Source organism: Paenibacillus sp. CMM36 (genome assembly GCF_053570945.1).
The window spans coordinates 1-21,018 of the sequence record NZ_JBSEDY010000001.1 but is presented as its reverse complement, the minus strand read 5'-3'; the positions used below and the strand labels follow the sequence as shown (position 1 = coordinate 21,018).

Sequence of the window (21,018 nt, the reverse complement as noted above, 5' to 3'; positions counted from 1 at the left end):
CGCCATCAGATTTAGGACTGAAGTAATCATAGTCACCAGTAAACTCATAAGCAAGCATTGGTAAATAGATGTTACTCTTTAAAGGGAGGTAATTAAATATTTTATTAATTAATTCGAGCAAATGTTTTAAGGAGTCCGGCCTCTTTTTGTGCATAATATGAATAAATGGTGCATTTTTATAAGTCTTGATAAATAAAATGAATTGGTAGAATGAACTTTCCATCGGATAATCACTCAAAAATATTTGAAAAAATTTCTTCTTTTCCGTATCATAACGCTGCTTGTCTTCACTTTTTGAAGTTAATTCCCCCCCCGTAGTACACTTTTAATAAATCATTTAGATCATATCCATCGAATAATTCTCGATATTTACTATTCCGAATTTCCTTTTCAATTTTGTCAGCGGCAATTGGGATTACCTTCTCATTTCCATAAACCGAACCAAAAAAACCGTTTAATACCCGCAATTCATCAGATGTTGGATCTTCAAGATTAACTATCGTACTTCTGGTAATTATTCCATAACTTCTGTATTTTTGACGAAAAAGCAAGAACACTCTGTTAAAGCCATCGATGTTCCGGAAAATCTCGACTAATTGCTGTAATGATGATTCCATCTATCCAATTTCCTCCGGCATGTTTTTCTGTAAGCTTTTAGCAAGCATATTATGCTAAGTTCTTTCGTCTTTTTAAGAGAACGTAAGGGTAATAGAAAACCCATCATCTTGTCACATTATTCCTCATAATTTGTCCTATTTGCCACCTTCATGAAGAATTCCATTCCCCCCCCCCCCCGCTGCACGTGGTGAACACCAAATAACTCAAAACAATGTAACCTGAGCAACCGAAGATTGAATGTCCTCGCTTGCTTCATAAGGCTCTTCTACACGTGTCTTCTTAATGCCATTCCATGAGTAAGAAATTGAATTAACAAGATTTGAATTCCCCATTCGATTCAGAACATAAATCGACAGATCAGGCACTACATCGAAACATCCCCATAAGGATTGAGAGTTTAATGTGTAATCAAAGTCGTACATCTCAATAACTTTGAATGCTTCTTTGATATTGTTATCATCTACGCCTGCAAACGCTTCGTCTAATGCAAATATACGAGGAGCTTCACAGTGAGCACTTTGCAAACGTGCATCAACAGCTGCTAGAAGTGGCGTGTACATCGCCATTGCTCGCTCACCACCAGAGAATGTGTTGTAATTGCTTTTCTTCATTTCTTTGCGCTTTTCACCTGTTTTTTCGTAGTAAATAATGAATTCATACCATTCTCGATAATCCAAGACTAACTTAATATCTTCCATGAAGGTCGATGTACCGCTCAACTCAGCTTTGCGTTTCGCCTCATATACCTTGGAACGAAAATGCTGGGCTATCCTTTTCCTATCGGGATCCGCAAGCCACATAGGATCCTTCTCTAGAAATCGAACCAATTCTAGTGTATCGAGTTCTTGTTCACTGTCAGTCTTTTTCGGTGACCATTCGACATCAAACTTCAGTCCACTGGAGTTCTGCGTCTTTTCCATTATTGTATTGATACGTGCTACCCATTCTTTTGAATTTTGAATTTTGTTTTTTATGGTTTCTCCCACATGATTAATCAGGATGTCTTCGTAAATCTCACGGTCCTTTTCAGCCATTACCTCTGCAAGCGTTTTATCTTGCTCGGTCAGTTTGATTTTGGCAAACGAGGGCGAAACACGACGCGACTGATACTCTAGTGTAATTTTTTCACGTTTGGCTATCATTTTAAGCATCTCCACACGACTTTCATCTTCAATAGCCATATGAGAAAAATCGACTTCAAATTCTAACGGTTCCATCGTTAAATTGTATTCTGGTAAACCCTTGTCCGCATCCGAGAAAACATTGCCTAACTCGCTTTTATTTTTTACTCTATCCTTTTTCGAGAGGAGCTGCCCGAACTTGGACATGATACTCTCAGCAAGCGATTCCGTATCTGACTCGATTTCAAGCCCAAATTTTCCACTGAATTCTTTTACATCTTGAAACAAAGCAATTTCCCATGCCAAAACAAGCTCTTGCATAAAAAGTTCTTTCTGAGCACCAGTCGAAAGACGGTCACGAAGATTTTTCAAATCGTTTTTCAGTTCACTAAGTTCCCTGTCCAGTGCCCTTTGGTCTATTGGAAATTGTTCCAGCTTATCGTTAATACTTTGGGCAAGCTTTCGAATATTATCCGCGCCAATATCTTGTAACTGCTTTTCATAGCTTTCTATTCGTGTATCTATGCTTTTGATTCGCCCATCAAGTGACAGAACGTCGGCCCTTGCCACATCCACAACATCTTTAAAAGTAATTATCTTGTCATCTTGATTCTTTAGAAGACTTTGTTTATCCCCTCGGGAACGATAAGAACTCTTCAGATTTGATAACGCTCGCTCAAAATTTCGTAAGCCATCACACGCATCATTTACGGCTTGCTCATTTTTCTCAATAGTGATATCTTCGAACTCTACATTTAGGTTCCTGATTTGTGTCTCCACGCTCGTGTTCAGTTCCTTGAATTTTTCATTTAACGACGAGATCTCAGGCTCCAACAATTCTGCAATGCGTTTTGCAACGACTTCAAATTTTTCTTTGGCATCCTTTAGAGCCGGAAATTTCGGGCGTGACCGGTACTCAACTTCAATTTTTCTTTGTCGCGTTTTACTTTCATTAGAAAGTACTTCAAGCTTATCAATTTCAAGCTTAAGAGCAGCAACCTTTTCTTTTAACATTGCAATTATGCGAAGCCGCTCTTGTTCCCGCGCATGCTTTCCAATATATTTGGCTACACCATACTGCGAAGCAGTTCCGGCTATAAAAGAACCTTTAAATGATCCATCAGCCGTTACAAAATGGACGTCCTCATTAGAAACTGAAATCCCCTTCAGAACTGCTAGCACATCTTCATGACTCACATCGCCAGTAGCCGAAACCGAAACATCTAGATACTTTGTTAGATTGTTTGGTACCTGAGCCTGATGAGTACTAAGAACCGTTCCAGACAACGCTTCGTTATAACGGTTAGCGGGTACAATCAGCGAAGTTAATATACCAGTTTCAGTAAGTACCGATTCCAAACGTGACTTCTGCTCCTCAGTAAGATTCTTTTTGAAATCAACCACGGCGTAAAAAGGTACATACGGTATCCCTTTTTCTTTGAACTCCCGTATCTGGTTCTCCTTGGCTATCGGAAGTTCAGGTTCAATTTCATCAGTTCCCTCAAGAACAACGACTTCTTCTTTAGTAAGATCTCTTTCTTCAACCTTTAATCGAATTTGTGCTTCTATCCATGCCTGCTCTTTAATGCATTGGGACACTTGTTCTTCGCGCTCACCCAAGATTGGCAACATCAATTGCTCCTCAGTCACATTTTCCAGATATCCATTAAACATCCGTTTCACACTCGTACTACTATTAACGCTAAGCACAAGAGCTGTTAATTCATTCATCCAGTTTTCAAGCTCTATATAAGCGTTGTTTCGTTCCATATCATAGATATTCGCAAGAGAAGTACGCCTTTCTCTTTCGTTTTCAAGAACGTCTTGTTTCACTTCAATTTGTTGTCTCATACCATCTAGATCGCGCTTCTTTTGGTCCAGCTCTTTAATTTGTTTGAGAAGTCCTCCAAGTCTTTGAAGCCTGATTCTTATTTCAGACTCCCAATTCAAAAAAAGATAATCCCCATTTTTTTCATTCCGTTTGAAATGGTCAGAGAATGCCAGATAGATGTCTTCAAATGCCGAATCTATCCCCAGTTCCTCCAGACTCTCCATCGCGACTTTAAGTTCTTTATCAATTGCCCACAATTCATTTTCAATATTACGCCATTCGTTATTAGCATCCATTAATGATTTTTCATTTAACTCATAGCGATTCTTTTTGACTGATTTCTCATTCAATATTCGCGCTAGCTCTTGTCTGGCAGATTGAAAAGCATCATCCAAATCCACTATTTTATCATGCCCCAATTCCTGCCTTGCTTGCTTCAACCCTTCAATTTCACGTTCAATGTTTCGGAGTTTTTGCTCGGTCTCATCATAGTCGACACTCTTGGTTTCAATATCTCTTTTTACTCTCTGATGTTCCAAAGCAATGGTATCCCACGTATTTTTGCTTTCCAAATAATACTTAGCCTTCTCCGCAAATACGTATGAAACATAATCGTCATAACCTTTATCCAGTTTCGTTGCAAAACCAAGGTCGTTTTGCGTTTTTAGAATTTCCCGCTGTGTTTGGTCTTGTGCTTCCACGGTAGTGGTTAAAGCGGACAATTCATAATCGGATAATGGCGGTAATGATTCGTTCAAGGTTTCTTTTAAATCGTCCGGCCCTCCTCCTTTGGTTAATTTAGGGCTCTTAAGCCGTACGAGTACATCGGTAAAAAGCTTAAGTCCTATTACATCCGGAAACTTGAACAGTTGCTTATTAATCAGTTCCGCGTAATCTTTACTATCAACGACCGTACCACTCTCGCCGATTGCTGTTGTTATTTGTTTTCTATCTAAGGGAATTTGCTCTGGTGAATCATCTAGTACTTCTACCTTATAGAGTGAGATCGGATTTGGTCCACGCCCAATACGCCGATGACGGTCATGAATCACAAACCCCCAGGCATCTTCCAACCTTCTGTTTTTCCGTTTGGAATGCAGTCCAAATCCCGTCGTGATATACTGCTCCGTGTTCGTCAACTTATATTCAATCACAACATAACCAATGCGCTCGATAATGTCCTTGTTTAACGACTCTTCTCCAAGCAAGATGTCATAAAACTTGCGGTCACTTGACTCAAATGGATCCAACCGCTTAGGGTCCTTGTTTCCATCTAGCATGAATGTAAAAAGCGTATTCATGGCAATCGACTTTCCCGCACCATTATGACCACGCAGTAACAGTCTTCCGTTTTTGAAGTAATATTCTTCATAATTAAAATACCAATAGTTAAATAGGATGAAGCGATGAGGCTTCCAACGCCGTGTATGATTAGTCATCATCATACTCCTTTATTATTTTCTTCTTTAGGTTTTTCAAAAAATCTTCCGATTACATCATATAGTTTTAAATCACCTTCTTGCGTTGTCTCCACTAATTTCCATTCAAATAGCATATTTTTAACTGTATTCTTAATTTCAGTGATACTCATACTTTTTAGGCCCGTCGTCCATCCGTGACTATTCTCATCTATGAGCTGTCGACACATAATATCCAAATCAACATTTGTTAAAACGACTGTCCCATCTTTTTGTTCACCGAGACTGTCATCATCGTCGATGATTTTAAGTCTTAACAACGTTGCAAACTGAACAAGTAGGTTCGATTCAGCATTACTTGCTGGAAAGAACCGACGAAATGTGCTTACGTTTTCTTTTACTAAAAAAGCACTGCTTCCGTAGACATCCAGATTCATATCGTAGTATTTTTCGGCATGTTCATTTAAGTGGCGACTGTACTGTCTTAAGTAATCAAAATCTGACGCCGATACTTCATGCCGATACAAGGCTGGCTCTAAAAACAGTTTTCGGTACAGTAAATGCTTTCTTTCTAGACCTAATTCCCGTTCCTGAGTTTCTTGAATCAACATAATATCATTTAGCGTCAATTCTCCTTCAATATTAAAACCAATATTACGCATAAAATATTTCACAAGCCCGGTTGAACGCAGCAGTGCATCATTCGTTTCTCTGTCTTGGAAGTCTTCTATGTTTTTATCAATCACTTCTATCAGACACCGTCGAACAGCTTCTTTCAATACACGAACAAGTGATAGTCGGTTTCTATAGCCTTCGTTACCTTTCCATGTTAATGGTAGGGGGTTTTCATTGACCGATCTCTCGGAACTTCTTGGGTAGTACGAAACGACCGCTTGGCAAACATCTGACAGCGTAAATTGCTTTGATGCCTTTCCATCCAAAAACGCAAGTACACAGTAAAAAATGATGTAATCTTTCACCTCTTTGAAATCTGATATGCCTGTTGACGGTTGAGGCGTTACTTGAAACTTCTCAACTTTTGCAAAATTTGTCCCAACTACCAACTTAAAACGGAAGTAGTCCTTAAAGTAATCTCGCAGAAACCTTTCGTTTTGTTTAATTTCATAAAAAAGCTCTGGATTCTCCTTGCGCACAACCCAAAAATTATCGAGTAGTTGATGAATGCAATTAAGAGACTCCTGAGACAACTTATTCACGCGTTTTCACCTCGGTAAATGTCATTTGGAAATCGGGCAAGAAGAGGATTCCATCTAAACAATGCAATTCAATAATATCGTTACTAACCTTATGAAGTTTAAATTTCACGCCCAGTTCTGTGGTACCCTCATAAATGCCGTAGCCAACTGGATTCAACAGCGCCGCACTTATCCAATCCAATAATGCCTTCCGAACAAACGGCTCAACTCTCGTTTCCAAATCCTTCAAGATTAAGCAAGGCTGCTCCACGATCGCTTTTAATACAGTTTCTTCGTATGTCAGCCGCTCCGCGAGCAACCGTTGCTGTTCGAGTGCCTCCTGGCTCACTTTCGATACCTTCAAATTCTGTTTTATGGTTCTCTCGGATGGTGGTCGAATACGATACGTCACATCTAGCTCATCCGGGTCAAAATCCCATACCGTACCATCATTCTTTTCTGACGGTTTCCGTGCGACTTTGAAATGCTGGATACCTTCGAATCCGAATAGGTAAGAAAAAACTTGATGGGCTTCTTCCAAGTTGCCGGACTCATGTATCATGTCTGCAAGTCGTAAAAATTCTGTTACTCGACTTTTTTTCACAAATTGTCGCTCTGCATAAAAATGCGCAAGCTTAGACATTTTACTGATGGCATCCCGAGTACGAACTTCAAGTTGAAACGCTTTGCTCGATTTAGTATCACTTGCCAAAAACCAGTTACGGATACCTGTCCATACATCAAAAAAGGTATCGGAATACTCTTTATCCGACACAACCGTAGTGGTCGGCATTTTTTTTTTATGACGGACGAGTTGCATTACGATGTTCTGAATTTTCTTCTCCGAAATGTGTGTAATAATATTAATTATCGCAGGCGAATTGCGGTTAAGTTCAACCATGAAATCCGTTAAATAAGAACAGAACTGATTTTTAAATACGATGAAGGCATCGGTTTCCATTTTGCTATCCAATTTATCACCGCTGATATGATTCAAATAATCCGAAGCATCATTATCAAGCTTTGTAAAACGTTCGAACAGCTCCTCCCACGCTTCATATAGTTGAACAAGCGAAGACGAATCCAACTCGGTTTGCATGGAAAATCCGTTTAATTTTACAAGCGCATTATATAGGTGCTCAGTGAGTTTTTTATCCAAAGAACCACCACGTATACGATGAAGTTTTTTCTCCATAAAAATAAGCATTTTTTCAAATTCAATCGTATATTCCGTTAGTGAATATGTTTTTCGATTCCTAATAAGTTCTTCCAATGTAACAGCATCTGTATTATCTTGGTTCAACACTAAGTTATTGTTTTCAACTAAGACCGATAAATCAGCATCTTGCTCTTCGAGTGTATAATCCCCAAATTTCGGAAATTGTTTAAGATGCGTGAAAATTTCTATTGGTAAAACTTCATTATTAAATATACGATGTTGCTCATACATGTATCTTAATATTGGACGATATCGGTGCGTTTTTTGTGTTGACAAATAACTTGCTTCTTTTATTACACGCGTCAATGACAAATCCAAACGAAACACTCCTTTTCGAAGTCCTGTTTTACATAATTTGATAAACGTAGTCCCGTTTCTTAATATTTGGAAATACCGATATTATAAATATATAACATCGTGGTCGGATTCTAAATGAAAAATATTTAAAATGCGGTGATAATTCATGGTCTTGCCAGTTAACGCCGGCAAAGATGCTAATAAAAATACAACATTCATTTCCGGACAAAACGGGAAGCGGAAAGCGAATATACAAAATTTCGGCTGGAGGTTGAAGTAGATGAATATATCACGCCGGAAAAAAATGAATTTCGGAGCATTTATTGAGGAATGGTAATCGATAAGCCACTATATAAGTTGAACTTAATATTAGAAAACTATGGTAAGAATTTCGTTACTACATGTCGAAGTATGTAATAAACGGCTTTACTTCTGCCAGTTCTTCCAGCGCTTCCTGATCTTTGTCCGCTTCAAAATATTCCCCGGCTTCTTCACGAAGCTTCGTTCGCAGTTCCTGCTTATATTCCTCAGGGTCCAAAATGCGTGTCCGACATTCCTTGCCCTGAGACATAATGAGGTGCGGAATCCGATCCCGCACCAGTTTGTTGTATGTAGGCATATGAAATAACACCCTTTCTGATGTGGAGGTGTTAGCCATCATCCAACATCTTCCTTTTCGTCATTATATCATTAGCTCAGAAAGAACCGGGTATTATTGATAAAAGATCTACCGATTCATTGAACGGACTTTCTTTATAAATCGATGGATACCGCTTAGACGGATCAGCTACGATCCGCTGTGACAGAGACTCTAGAATAGAGTCCGTTTTATAAAGCAACTTGTCTACTTCCTCCTGTCTCATCGTCTCCTCGGATGCTTCATCCTCTCCCGAAACCAGATAATGTACCGTACCGATAAACAGCACCATATCTAAATTGGGCTCAGCATCTGTGTGAATTAAAGGGAATAGGTCAGTCATGGATCGAATGTACGATGGAATGATTTGGTTTCGATGAACATACATGGCCTTAGCCATAGAAAACATCGCTCGATCACAAAGAATGAGGCAGTTTTGAAACTGATGATGGTCGCGCATCATCTGTGCAAGCTTGATCTGGTATTCGGCAAGCTTTTGAAAATCCATCATGCAATTGAATATGTAGGTGTCGCTGTACTTAGGCAATTTGAAATCAGAACCATTATGTAGTTGGGGACTTAAGGAGTAATGTTTCATGGGGAATCAACTCCTGAATTAAAATTTCATAAATAAGGGTTTTGCAAAATCCTGAAACAAATGTGAGCAACGTAGCACAAATATGTAACCATCAAGATGTATAATTTTCTAGCTACCGGACAAGCTTCCTAATAAATATTACTATATAGTAGTTTTTAATTCAATTTACTTACTAACACTTATTAATTAGATGTAACTCTTTCTCTACACTTCTAACTAGAGGATTTTGCAAAATCCAACAAGCGACTTCCAATAATAATATATAGGTCGTGATGATCTAGTTCGTCTATATATTGCACTTTGGAGCGATTGGAATCGATTTTGTAGAACCCTTACTATAGAGAGGTGTATTCATGTCAGAACTTTTGGAATTAGTCGGTACACGTATTCGAGATATTCGAAAGTCTAAAGGGCTTTCCCAAGAAGCTTTAGCCGAAAAAGCAGGATTCAATTCGAGTTATATTGGATTTATTGAGCGAGCGGAGAGAAATATATCTTTGAAAAATCTGGAGAAAATAGCGAAGGCATTGAACGTGGGCGTCTATCAGTTGCTTACATATGTGAAGGACAATGATGAGCTTACCGAAGAACATTCAAGTATAAAAACCATTTTAACTCTCCTTAGAACTCGTGAATCCAAAGATACTGAACTGGCATTAAAGATTCTTACGGACATCTTTATAAGAATCGATGAACGATGAAACAAAAAAAGGAACTGCGCTTTGCAGTTCCCCACCAATCTCTTACGACAATGCCAACATCGCTTTCATATCTTCCTCTGCGGTCGTAATTAGCTTCAAGCCAAACATCTCCACTAGTACATCCAGCACGCCAGAAGAAATAAACTCAGGCGGCTTCGGCCCAATGCGAATATCCTGGATGCCAAGGCTGAACAAGCCCAGCAGGATGGCAACGGCTTTTTGCTCAAACCAGGACAACACAATGCTGACAGGCAGCTCGTTCACCGTACAACCGAATGCATCCGCTAATGCCAGAGCGATTTTCACAGTAGAACCCGAATTGTTGCATTGCCCCAAATCAATATAACGCGGAATTCCTGTATCTCCAACGGTTCCATAATCCACGTCATTGAAGCGGAATTTACCACAGGATGTGGTCAGAATGACCGTATCGTTCGGCAAGGATGTAGCCAGCTCGCGATAATAGTTGCCGCCTTTGCCTGGTGCGTCGCAGCCTGCGATCACGAAGAAACGGCGGATATGTCCGTCTTTAACGGCCTGAATAATCTCAGGAGCCAGCCCGATGACCGTCTCGTGATGGTATCCTGTCGTAAGCACCTGCTCCGACTCTACGTCTGCGGCTGGCAGGGCTAACGCACGCTCGATCAATGGTGAAAAGTCGTCGTCCATGATCTTGGCTACTCCCTCCAGCCCGGCTACTTCATAAGAGAAGAAGCGGTCTGCATACGTGCCTTTAATCGGCATAACACAGTTCGTCGTAGCCAGAATTGCGCCCGGGAACTCTTCGAACAGTCTACGCTGATCGTACCAGGCTTTACCGATATTCCCTTTGAGATGTGCATATTTCTTCAATGCCGGATAACCGTGGGCAGGCAGCATTTCTGAGTGGGTATAGATATTGATGCCTTTACCCTCTGTCTGCCGCAGCAATTCCTCCAGCGCATACAGATTATGTCCGGTCACGACGATACATTGGCCTTCGATTTTATTCTGGCTGACCGTAATCGGCTGCGGAATGCCAAAACGATCCGTATGCGCACGATCCAGCACATCCATGATCCGTACAGCCGCATTTCCGACCTTCATCGCCATTTCCAAATGCTCTTGTACATTAAAGTTAGAATTGGTTAAGGTCATATATAACGCTTCATGCGTGATGCGATCTACCTCAGGATCGGTATAGCCCAACTGGCGAGCATGTGTCGCATAGGCAGCAATCCCTTTTAATGCAAAAATCATCGTATCCTGCAAGCTTGCTATCGTCTCATCTTTCCCGCACACCCCAACTACTTTACACCCGCCACTCGGCGTCTGTTCACACTGATAACAAAACATATCGTTTTCCTCCAAATATTGATAGATATTTGTTCGTTATCCCCAGCGTAACAAACCCCTGAATGCGTAGGTGTGATTACACACACATTTTTTAGCATTTATCATAATAAGACAGTGTAAGACAATTCCACATTCCAATTATTCCTATTCCAACGAATTTTCCTGAATTCCCCCCCCCTTTACGGTACTGTACAGGAGACACGCCCATGGTCTTTTTAAAAGCGGTGCTAAAATAGTGCTGACTGTCGTAACCCGTACGTTCTGCTATATCATAGATAGACAACGTCGTGGAATCCAGCAGCTGCACCGCTTTACGGATACGGGCACGCGTGACGAGGGTCACGAAACTGTCGTTAAGCTCTTTTTTGAGCACACGGCTGAGATATACGGCGGATACTTGTAGCCGCGAAGCAAGGGCTTCCAGCGTCAACTCCCGATCGGCGTAACCTTCCTGAATGAGCTGCCGGGCCCGACGTACGATGGGAGACAGCTGCGATTCGCCATACACTCGATCCCGACTCACCCGGTACGCGTCCATTGCACCTTCTAGTCCACCCGCGTTGGACTCCACATGCGTATGAACCGCTATATTCAGGTAGCGTCCAATCGCCTGCTCCATGGAAGCGCCGATCGTCTCGGGTGCCTCCTGCCACAGGCATATGCCGATCAGTCCGTTCGCATCGCGGAACAATACATGTGGCAGGTCCTCCAGCAGTTCGCCAATAATATTTTCAGCGGCAAAAAGAAACAACTGGCGGTCATTCTCGCGCATAATCGTCTGCCGGGCCTCTGCCGCAGGCCACCGTACGACACCGATCTGAGCAGGCGGGCGCGATGGAAGCCTTAAAAACGCCAACTGCTCCCTGACGTCTATGCCCGTGTGTTGCCCTTCCAGCCATTCCAGGCAAAACCGCTGGCGCAACAACGGAATATTCCGCTCAATCTGCCCGGCAGCTTGTTCTACATAGGCGGCACGCTTACGCTCTTCCTCGAGCCGCTGACCGAGCCGTGACAGCGCAGCGTGAAGCTGCTCAGCATCTACCGGCTTCAAAATATAATCCTCTACGCCAAGTCGGATAGCCTCCTGCGCATAAGCAAATTCATCATGCCCGGAAATGATTAGACAGCGGCACTCCGAACGTACCTCCCGCAGCCGACGAATCAGTTCAATCCCGTCCATGAACGGCATATTCATATCGACCAGCATGATGTCTATGCTAAGCTGACCCACCAGCTCCAGCGCTTCTTCACCATCCTCCGCCTCAGCTGCAACCTCCATGCCGAGTGCCGCCCAGTCTATGCAATCCCGTATCCCCTCTCGGATGATCGGCTCATCATCTGCAATCAATACTTGGTAACGTTGTGCTGTCCCTGTTATCACTTCCGTTATGCCCTGGTCAATCAGACTCACCGTCGTTGAGTTGTCTCTGCCCTTTGATTTCGTCATCCTGACCCTCTCCTTTTTCATGCGGCTTCTTCAGTTGCGCCATATCCAGCAGCAGCGGATGAATGATCGTCACGCAGGTGCCTGCTCCTTCTTTACTATCCAGTACAATTCCATATTCCTCACCAAAAGACAGCCGGATACGCGCTTGTACATTCAGCATGCCGTAGCTTCTACCATTTGTACTAGCCCCACTTTGCTTCTGCTGTCCTTCCATCGCCTCCAGCGGTATTTCCAGCAATTCACGCAGCTCACGCAGCCTTTCTGCCGCCATCCCTGCGCCATCATCACGCACCGTCAGCAGCAGCTTGTCGCCTTCAGCTTTAGCTTCTATCCAAATCGTGCCTGGGCCACGTCTGGCCTTGATGCCGTGATAAATCGCATTTTCCACTACAGGCTGAAGCATTAACTTCAACACGAACAGATCCTTTAGCTCGTCGGGTACATTCAATTCCCAGCGAAGTCGGTCACGATAGCGGGTTTGCTGGATTTGCATATAGCTCGATATATGTTCAATCTCAGAGCGCAGCGGAATAAAGTCATCTCCCTTGCTCAGGCCGAGACGGAACAATCTCGATAGCGCCCCCACCATGTCGGACACGTCGTCCGCTCCATTTCTTCGGGCCATCCAGTGAATCGTATCTAGCGTATTGTATAGAAAATGGGGCTTAATATGCTCCTGAAGGCTGCGTAGCTCGGCATCCCGTTTTTGCCGTTCTCTCAGTTCGCTAAGTGACATGAGACGGCGAATTTGCTCCAGCATCCGGTTAAAGCTCCGCCCCAGCATTCCGACTTCATCCCCACGGTCACTCCATTGGCGAACTGTAAGATCCCCTGTCTCTGCCGTCCGCATATAGGACATCAGCCGGAAAATTGGCTGCGCAATGGAACTCGACAATCGCAAGGATGCCGTTAAGCCAAATAGACATACAATGAAAACAAAACAGACGACATAGAACTGAATTTGTCGCACTTCCAGTGTAGATTCGCGTGCCGGGAATACCCCCACTGTTCTCCAGCCCGTGAATTCGGAAGCCCTGAACATGAACAGCAATTCCCTGCCCCCAGCTTCACGGGTAAACATCCCGCTGTCACCTGCCCCGAACCATTGCGGTGGAATGCGCTCAATCAAAGGCATATCCGGCCTGTACACGCTGCGTCCCTCAGCATCTGTCACCATTAAATACCCACTTTTGCCCAAGGTTACATCTCTGGCGGCCTGCGACACAGCCCGTAGCTTGAGGTCAATCATTATCGCGCCTAGCACGCGTCCGGTTTCCGAATCCGTAACCGAACGAACGACGGATTTCACTGTCCTTGTACCGGACATGAGTGGTCACATTACGGTGGCTCGGCTGTCCTAGCACAGTGAATATGCCTGCATGCTGCGCCGCCTGTTGGTACCAATCTTCTTCCGTCAGGCTACGCGTGCTTCGAGCATACATTTCGTTGCTGATATAGTCGCCTTTTTCGTTCACGATCAGAATCCCTGCAATTTCAGGATATAACGTAGTATAGCCCTGCAAAAATTGCTTCATTTTATACAGCGTATCCTGCTCCTGTACAGAACTTAATGCCTGCTTGGAGCTGAGAGCCTGATTTTGCGCCGAGTTCTGAGTCTGCTCCCCCTGGTTTTCCGGTGTTATTACACTCGCATGACCTGCGTGGCCGTCAGCCAGCGTCTTCCCTTTCCAGAACTCCCCGATATCGGGGTTAAAAGCAATCAGATACGTCATGTTCTGCAAATTTTCCATTTTGGTGTCCAGTGCTTCATTTACCTTGCCAATCAACTGCATCGTATGGTCTTCCACCTGCCGCTCAATAATCCGTTCCACCGTCCAATTGACCAGCAGACCTAATCCCAGCGAAGGTACAATGCCAAACAACAGGAACAGCAGCATCAGCTGATAGCGTAAGGGCATATTGCGCAAGCGTAACCGCGGCATCATGTGGTGCACTCCTAGCTGGATACGCTTCCAAAATTTATTTCGCATAATAATCATCTACATTCGCCTGGGTGACAACAGAGATTCCAGTGTCTACCCGCACGGGCAGCGGAGTGTTGTCTCCGGTGGAAGAAGGCGCAGGAGTCGTCAAATGATGATGCAGATGGAACAGATATTGAAGCGACCAATAGCCCATATTCCATGTTCCCTGAGCAATTGTTGCCGAGATTGTGCCACCACGAATCATATCCAATGTCGCTTTATTCGTATCAAAAGAAATGATTTTCAGCGGGTGGCTGTTTTTTTGACTCAGTACCGCTTCACCTACACCTATTCCTCCCGTTGCTTCGGTCACAAAAATGCCCGCCAGTTTCGGATAAGCTTTCATCAGCCTTTGCGACTCATCCCGGGAGACCATCGCGTCTGCGCGGCCATCCGCTACTTCCACCACCTTCATGGCAGGATACTGCCGCTGTATGGTATCGCGAAAGCCACGCAAGCGTTCCTCATGATTTTGCTGACCGGGTAGCGTCAAAACAGCGACTTGACCTTCTCGTCCCAACAGCTCTGCCATTTTATCCGCAGCGGTCACGCCCGCCTTATAATTATCCGTGCCCAAAAAAGAATACGCCCGACTCCCCGGCGCTTCGGCATCAAACAGTACCACAGGAATGCCCGCATCCAGCGCCTTATTAATTACCGGAATCAGAGAGTGAGGATCAATCGCTGATATGGCAATCCCTGCGGGCTTACGAGCAATCGCCTGCTCAATAACGGTCGTCTGCTCCTGCGCATCATAACGGGTAGCTCCCCGATACTCCACAGTCACTCCCAAAGCATCTCCTGCATCCTCGAAACCCTTGAGCCCGCTTTTCCAATACTCCAAGCCAGACTGGAAGGTAATCATCATATAGGTTTCTCCGATGCTGCCTCGTAGCCCCTTATCTTCCCAAGTACCATTCAACGGGCCAGTTTGTTCATACCTGAACACATAGAGAGCAAAGGCCGCAATCAACAGCATATATACCAGCAGCGTTTTTTTCATCCTTCCTCCCTCTTCCTGTGTGTATCCTTAAGTTATAAATTCACTTTAATTTATTCTGGTTTCACTTAGATTGTAAACGCAATCATATTAAATTGGAACTACTTCACTCTTCTTACTTTCAGGTGGCGTTAATCCTGCACTAATGTTTCTACGTTACAATACCTACAATTGTGCTAGGAAAAACATATGCGTATCTTGAGGAAAAGGAGTGATATGGATGAGCAAGCCGCGTATCGCGGAGTGGACAGAACTACGGGGTCTTGCCTACCTCGCTGTCGTGCTTCAGCATTGCATTGGCGAATATATTTATCGCAGCGACATCCAACAGCCAGATTCCGTTATGCTCGCGATGCTGTATCATTTGACACGTTTTGGCACACCGACGTTCGTTTTCCTGTCTGCGGCGCTGCTTTTTTATAATGGTAACAAACCGATTGGCTACCCTCGCTATATTGGCAGGCGGTTTCGAGATATTTATGTTCCTTTCCTCTGCTGGACGGTTATTTATTGGGTATGTACTCAAAACTGGTCAACGGCGCAGTGGGGAAATATTTATTTTTACAAAGGTATGTTCGAGGAAATGATCATCCCCGTCAGCGGATATCATCTATGGTTTGTAGTGATGATCTTTCAGTTTTATATTTTGTTTCCTTTATTTTCAAAAGCAGCCGGGCAGGTTCAAGTGTTTCTACGTCGTTACAGCACGAAAAGACGCAAACAGCTTGTTTTGGCTGTTATGCTGATTGCCGCTGCGGCTTACGCTTTGTTGTTACAATGGTCCTACTATGACATGTCTGCATGGAGCACTGGGTTGCCTCCCTTTTGGCAGACTCTGTTAGATTACCGCACTTATAACTTTGTTATGTATTTTTTCTATTTTATGCTGGGCGCAGTGTGCGCCTATATGACGGACACCTGGCGGGGATTGGCCCAACAGACGTTGCCGTGGAATGTATTTGTCTTTATTGGTTTGTTCATGCTTATGGGTCACACAATGCTGATCCAGTCGGGTGATACGATTAATCTTAATATTTCCACCTATCTGAAGCCAAGCACCTTCGTGCTGATTGTCTCGCAGTTGCTTTTGTTGTACGGACTGCTGCTTCATTTGCAAAAAGACCAGCGATCCGAGCCGTTTCGCCGTATGCTGAACTGGATTGGACGCTATTCCTTCGGAGGATATCTGGCCCATGCGCTCGTGCTGTCCTTCATATCCTACTACACCCGCCCGCTTGCACTGGGTGATCATCATTTTACAGCTACGCTCATTACGTTTGTCGTCGTGGCAAGTGTTTCTCTGGGCATCAGCTGGCTCTTTGCCCATCTGCCCGGCGGCAACTGGATTGTTGGCTCCAAAGGCAGACAGCGGTTGAACTGGCATGCGTTTCGTTTCCAGTTCCTTTCCTCTAAGCGCGCTTCCAAAAGCACGCAGGAGCTTGGCTAAACTTGTGCGTCTGTGTTTCAGCATGGGGTTATAAATCCAATGGACCTTGGCAGGGCTCTCTTATGGAGCTCTGCTTTTTTGTTGCCTTAGTATGCTGTCCCCAAAAAAATGATTAACATTTTATGACATGAATATGTATTTTATTTTAAAATAAGTCATTATATAGAATAATAATAAACATTACGTGGGAGAAGTCACAGTTTTGCATAAAGAGAAAGGGGAGGATGGACTGAACATAACATCGTCGTTGTTAATGATCTGATCCAAAACATGGTGAGGCTGCTTTCTGGTCTGATACATACGGTTGTACTGATTAATCAGTTCATCCAAAAGCATAGACTGTTCAAGTACACAAGCATGTCCGAAGCCATACTCTGCGTAAAGATCATGCAAGTGTTGTCTGGCGTGTTCCATTTGTTGAATTAACGTTTCCGTTTTATCCCTGTTCATCCTGCATACCTCCTATTGAATCTTATTTTAAGGAGGGATGTCCAACTACTTAAGAACCTTTTTTGAATCAAAAAATTACAAAATAATACAAAAAAAGACCAGCAATAAGCTGGTCCAGGGTAATAAATTAGTGCTTGGTCAAGATCCACCAACGTGTCCTTGTGTTTGGATTGTGTCATGGCTTAGATTTCCAGCCTGGGCTGGTACTGTGAATACCAGTAAAAAGCTAGTTACCGTCAAGCAGAAAGCCATCCTTTTGATCATTTCTCTCCCACACCTCCTCATAAATAGATTGGAACTGAGCATGTGTTTCAGGAGCCGCATGTGTTTTGAAATGAGAAAATAGTCCAAAACAATTGGCAATAAGTAGTACGTGGTTAATTGTAACAGCTTTTTCAAAAGCGTTTATTAAACAATTGAAACCATATGGATATCTGCCTTTATTTAGGCTGTACTTAGCCATCTTGTACCAAAATCGCACGTATTCTTCAGGTAAAACTTGTTGTGTATACATGTCAGAAGATAACGGCTCCTGATACGCTGCAATTTGGGATTCAAAACGCTTAAGGATATGGTCTACATCTACATTGTACCGATTAGCCACTTCAATGACGTTTATTAATTCGGAAAAAATCTCTTTTTCGGCAGCCATATGTTCTACGTAATCCGGCAGAACACTGATGTCCCCGGACATAAGTCTATTGACGTACGTATTAATTTTCGCCCATTGCAGATACTGCTTCTTCCAATAGAGAGACTCGGAATCTTGTTCCTTCACCCAACTTAGATCGGCATAACCTCGAATATGTTCTAATGCCTGTTCATGATCGCCTTTTGCATCACAAGCATTAGCACACAGCAACTCGGAGTAAACTATGTATACAAACAGCGGCCTGCTTAGCCTTTTTCGCGGCTCTGTTCCTTTACGCTTGGAGTTATGAACCAAATTATATTGGATCTGTCCTAATTGACCCATCTGATGGGCAAATTCATACACCTTGTCCCACATACTTAATGATCTGTACACGTTAGCCAAATCTTTTAAAGCATCTAATTGCTCTATCTCGTCTAAACGATCCACAAAAGGGGCAAATTCAATGGCAGCTTGAAGATTTACAGCTCTATCTTGTCCAATATTGATTTGGAACAAACGATACTGGCAGACCGCCAATCGCTCTGAATGCTGCTGCTTCTCACTTTCAGCCACCTTTTTGTAAAGGTATGCCGCTGCTTCGTTGTAACCGTCTTTGTATACATTTTCGGCAACTTCAAAGAGCGATGGCGGATAATTAGGGTTATCCAATAACATAATTACAACTCGCTGCAAGCAGTCGAGTCGTCCTAGTTCAATGCATCGGTATAGGAAAGGGCTGATTTTTTTCCAGTTGAGCGGAGATTCTTCAATGCATTCTTCAATATAACGTTCGTAAAAATAATCCGGTGGTAAATTCATTCCCGCAGTAATACTATCCAGTTGATGAACAGAAATAGATCGGTTACCAGTCACAATGCTACTAACTGTACCTACATTCAAATCAATCGTGTGACCAAACTTGGTCATCGTTAAGCCTTTTCGTTTCAGATAAGTTTGAATTTCTGCCTGTATCGTAGGTGTGATTTCCATGGATAAACCACCCTTTCAGCATTTTCATAGAATTTCAATTTCAATTTCAATAAACAATGTAGTTTGGAAACTAATGGTATAATTATTGATTTTCTTTCACGATAATACCATCTTTTGGAACAAACATAAATACTTTTACTTTATTGATTTTTATATTTTTTTTAGGAGATCATTGGATGTTGGACAATGGAAGGAGAAGATCACTTGAAAAATACAGGTATGACACGTCCCTTGGATACGTTAGGCCGGATTGTTATTCCTAAGGAGATGCGAACCTCTATGGGGATTCAAGCTGGTGAGTCTTTAGAATTTTATTTGGATGTTGAAACAGGATTATTGAGCATGCGAAAGTATATAGGAGTCTGCTGTCATTTATGCTATTCGGTTCGGGATTTAAGCTATTTCAGGGGTTCATTTTTATGTAAAAAATGCATAAACGATCTGAAGGGAAACATAGGTGTGAGTCAAATACCTGTACCTGTTATTAAGGAACCTGCGTGCAAAGAAAAAAGTGTACATCGGTTGTCTTCACAACATTTGGTTGAGAAGCTAAGAAGACTCATGCACGAGCATCCAAACGCCAAGCAAGGCGAATACGCTGAACGGCTCGGCGTATCCCAAGGCCGTATTTCCCAGCTTAAAAAGCTATTATAGGTATCGCTCAACTCATATTCTAGCAAAGCTAAATAACCAGTCGCTGGTTGATTTCGTGCGACTGGTTATTTAAACTTCTAAGCCTATATTTGCTGTAAATTATGGAATTAAACCTATCAAAGTGGTATATTGACTCAAAGCTAAAAACTAATGTTGAAGTAGGTGTATAAATGAAATCACACGTTTTAATTTATGATGGTTATGTGAGTTTTGAGATTATGCTAGCAACCTATTTTATGAAAACCAAAGGGGACATTGTTACGATTGGAGTAACCAAAGACCCTGTAATTTCCTATGAGGATTTTAAAGTTACGCCTTCGGTAGCCCTTGATGAAGTGTCTGCTGAGGATATTCAACTCCTAATTATACCTGGTGGAGATAACACTCTATTAAAGACGAACAAGCAACTTCTAGCTCTAATCAGTACACTAAATAATGATCATAAAGTGATAGCGACCATTTGTTCTGCCACTGAACTACTGGAGATAGCAGGTGTCTCCTATAAAAATCCTGTGAATCATCCAACGGGTCTGGAGATACACAAGAATATCATTACGGCTAAACCAAATCAGTATGTGGACTTTGCAATTGAAATAGGCAAGGTGATGAACATTTATACTGATGATGAAGATTTAAAAGAAACCATTGATTTTTTTAAGCTCTTTAAAGATAATTGACTCTTCTGCTCTCCCACAACAATCACTTTATGTATGGTGATATTTAGGATACTATAGTGAGGGAATTAGCATACATAAGAGGGGTAATTAAAATGAATGACAAATTAAAGGGGCTATTAGTGGGCTTAACCATTGGTATGATGATTACTGGTGCAACCGCAATGGCTGCATCTGGAACAAGCGTAAATGCTGTTGTGAAAAAGTTTGATGTATTTTTAGAGGGGACAAAAAAGAACACTGCCGATGGCTTGATTTACAACGGAAACACGTATATCTCTGTTAAAGATATTGGGATTGCAGAAAGCAGACAAATCAGCCTCATTGATAATAAACTGTATTTAGGTAAACAGCAAAAGATGATTACAGAAAATCAAGCACTCCATATTCTTTCTGATAAAATAAAAAAGGATGCTGTTAAATATAATTTAAACTTAATGGTTGAAGGTTTGGAAGGAACTAAATATTGTATAAGAGTTTACGAAGATTTCCCTGATCACATTGCAACTTATGGATTCTATTATGTAGATAAATACACCAGTAAAGTAACTAAATATGACATAGCACAAGATAAGGAAGTGGAAATTTAAGGATGGGTTTCCCCCATCCTCAGGCTGTCGAGAAAGTCTCGACAGCCTATTTATGTTAATTTTGTTTAAGACGACACCGCGTTAATGTTGTATAATATAGGTAACTATTGTAGAACGGATGGTGTTGATATGCTACGCTCCAACCGCGAAAAACAACAATCCTACGAATTTGTTTC

At 42.5% G+C, this 21,018-nt stretch carries 15 protein-coding genes and 3 pseudogenes; 5 read left to right on the top strand and 13 right to left on the bottom strand.

The window, feature by feature from the left end; all coding sequences use genetic code 11:
- Window positions 1-19: 19 nt before the first annotated feature.
- From ACWA2B_RS00090 to ACWA2B_RS00060, 7 genes and pseudogenes are all read right to left on the bottom strand, one after another.
- Window positions 20-259, bottom strand: a pseudogene (locus ACWA2B_RS00090) (hypothetical protein); the annotation flags it as partial.
- 28 nt (window positions 260-287) lie between these two features.
- Entirely contained in the window at window positions 288-617 is a 330-nt protein-coding gene (locus tag ACWA2B_RS00085) for a hypothetical protein (protein ID WP_449291541.1), read from the bottom strand.
- Window positions 618-821: 204 nt separating this feature from the next.
- The gene (locus tag ACWA2B_RS00080; RefSeq protein WP_449291540.1) at window positions 822-5,009 is read right to left on the bottom strand and encodes a TIGR02680 family protein; all 4,188 of its coding nucleotides are present in this window, start codon (window positions 5,007-5,009) and stop codon (window positions 822-824) included.
- A gap of 2 nt (window positions 5,010-5,011) precedes the next feature.
- Entirely contained in the window at window positions 5,012-6,205 is a 1,194-nt protein-coding gene (locus tag ACWA2B_RS00075; RefSeq protein ID WP_449291539.1) for a TIGR02678 family protein, read from the bottom strand.
- A complete protein-coding gene (locus tag ACWA2B_RS00070; RefSeq protein WP_449291538.1) occupies window positions 6,198-7,721 on the bottom strand; it encodes a TIGR02677 family protein in 1,524 nt (507 codons plus the stop codon). The genes ACWA2B_RS00075 and ACWA2B_RS00070 overlap by 8 nt, the downstream gene beginning before the upstream one ends.
- A 406-nt stretch (window positions 7,722-8,127) precedes the next feature.
- Window positions 8,128-8,319: pseudogene (locus ACWA2B_RS00065) on the bottom strand (nucleoside triphosphate pyrophosphohydrolase); the annotation flags it as partial.
- Window positions 8,320-8,395: 76 nt separating this feature from the next.
- The gene (locus ACWA2B_RS00060) at window positions 8,396-8,935 is read right to left on the bottom strand and encodes a hypothetical protein (protein WP_318627016.1); all 540 of its coding nucleotides are present in this window, start codon (window positions 8,933-8,935) and stop codon (window positions 8,396-8,398) included.
- A gap of 353 nt (window positions 8,936-9,288) precedes the next feature.
- On the opposite strand from ACWA2B_RS00060, the gene ACWA2B_RS00055 reads away from it, so the two are divergent.
- Window positions 9,289-9,636 (top strand): helix-turn-helix domain-containing protein, encoded by a 348-nt coding sequence (locus tag ACWA2B_RS00055; RefSeq protein ID WP_029516129.1) that lies wholly within the window; start codon window positions 9,289-9,291, stop codon window positions 9,634-9,636.
- 42 nt (window positions 9,637-9,678) lie between these two features.
- Here the strand turns inward: ACWA2B_RS00055 and hcp are convergent, their stop codons facing one another.
- The 4 genes and pseudogenes from hcp to ACWA2B_RS00035 form a co-directional block, all read right to left on the bottom strand.
- Entirely contained in the window at window positions 9,679-10,971 is a 1,293-nt protein-coding gene (gene hcp, locus ACWA2B_RS00050; RefSeq protein WP_340931532.1) for a hydroxylamine reductase, read from the bottom strand.
- Between the two features lie 91 nt (window positions 10,972-11,062).
- Window positions 11,063-12,352: a response regulator gene (locus ACWA2B_RS00045; protein ID WP_449291716.1), complete on the bottom strand. Its 1,290-nt coding sequence runs from the start codon at window positions 12,350-12,352 to the stop codon at window positions 11,063-11,065.
- A 16-nt stretch (window positions 12,353-12,368) separates the two neighbouring features.
- Window positions 12,369-14,364 (bottom strand): annotated as a pseudogene (locus ACWA2B_RS00040) (cache domain-containing sensor histidine kinase).
- Window positions 14,365-14,398: 34 nt separating this feature from the next.
- Window positions 14,399-15,406 (bottom strand): substrate-binding domain-containing protein, encoded by a 1,008-nt coding sequence (locus ACWA2B_RS00035; RefSeq protein ID WP_029516126.1) that lies wholly within the window; start codon window positions 15,404-15,406, stop codon window positions 14,399-14,401.
- 217 nt (window positions 15,407-15,623) lie between these two features.
- On the opposite strand from ACWA2B_RS00035, the gene ACWA2B_RS00030 reads away from it, so the two are divergent.
- On the top strand, window positions 15,624-16,850 hold the full coding sequence (locus tag ACWA2B_RS00030; protein ID WP_449291537.1) for an acyltransferase: 1,227 nt from the start codon (window positions 15,624-15,626) through the stop codon (window positions 16,848-16,850).
- A 180-nt stretch (window positions 16,851-17,030) separates the two neighbouring features.
- On the opposite strand, the gene ACWA2B_RS00025 is transcribed toward ACWA2B_RS00030, so the two are convergent.
- Together ACWA2B_RS00025 and ACWA2B_RS00020 are read right to left on the bottom strand one after the other, a co-directional pair.
- Window positions 17,031-17,300: an aspartyl-phosphate phosphatase Spo0E family protein gene (locus ACWA2B_RS00025; protein ID WP_141695431.1), complete on the bottom strand. Its 270-nt coding sequence runs from the start codon at window positions 17,298-17,300 to the stop codon at window positions 17,031-17,033.
- A gap of 226 nt (window positions 17,301-17,526) precedes the next feature.
- Entirely contained in the window at window positions 17,527-18,924 is a 1,398-nt protein-coding gene (locus tag ACWA2B_RS00020; protein WP_318627019.1) for a helix-turn-helix domain-containing protein, read from the bottom strand.
- Window positions 18,925-19,128: 204 nt separating this feature from the next.
- Here ACWA2B_RS00020 and ACWA2B_RS00015 point away from each other — a divergent pair, with 204 nt between their 5' ends.
- The 3 genes from ACWA2B_RS00015 to ACWA2B_RS00005 all read left to right on the top strand — a co-directional run bounded on the left by ACWA2B_RS00015 (window position 19,129) and on the right by ACWA2B_RS00005 (window position 20,842).
- Entirely contained in the window at window positions 19,129-19,578 is a 450-nt protein-coding gene (locus tag ACWA2B_RS00015) for an AbrB/MazE/SpoVT family DNA-binding domain-containing protein (protein WP_341038934.1), read from the top strand.
- A gap of 170 nt (window positions 19,579-19,748) precedes the next feature.
- Window positions 19,749-20,255 carry a DJ-1/PfpI family protein gene (locus tag ACWA2B_RS00010; RefSeq protein WP_069010368.1) on the top strand — a complete coding sequence of 169 codons (507 nt, stop codon included), beginning with the start codon at window positions 19,749-19,751 and terminating at the stop codon, window positions 20,253-20,255.
- A gap of 92 nt (window positions 20,256-20,347) precedes the next feature.
- A complete protein-coding gene (locus tag ACWA2B_RS00005) occupies window positions 20,348-20,842 on the top strand; it encodes a hypothetical protein (RefSeq protein ID WP_029516121.1) in 495 nt (164 codons plus the stop codon).
- The last annotated feature ends 176 nt before the right edge of the window (window positions 20,843-21,018 follow it).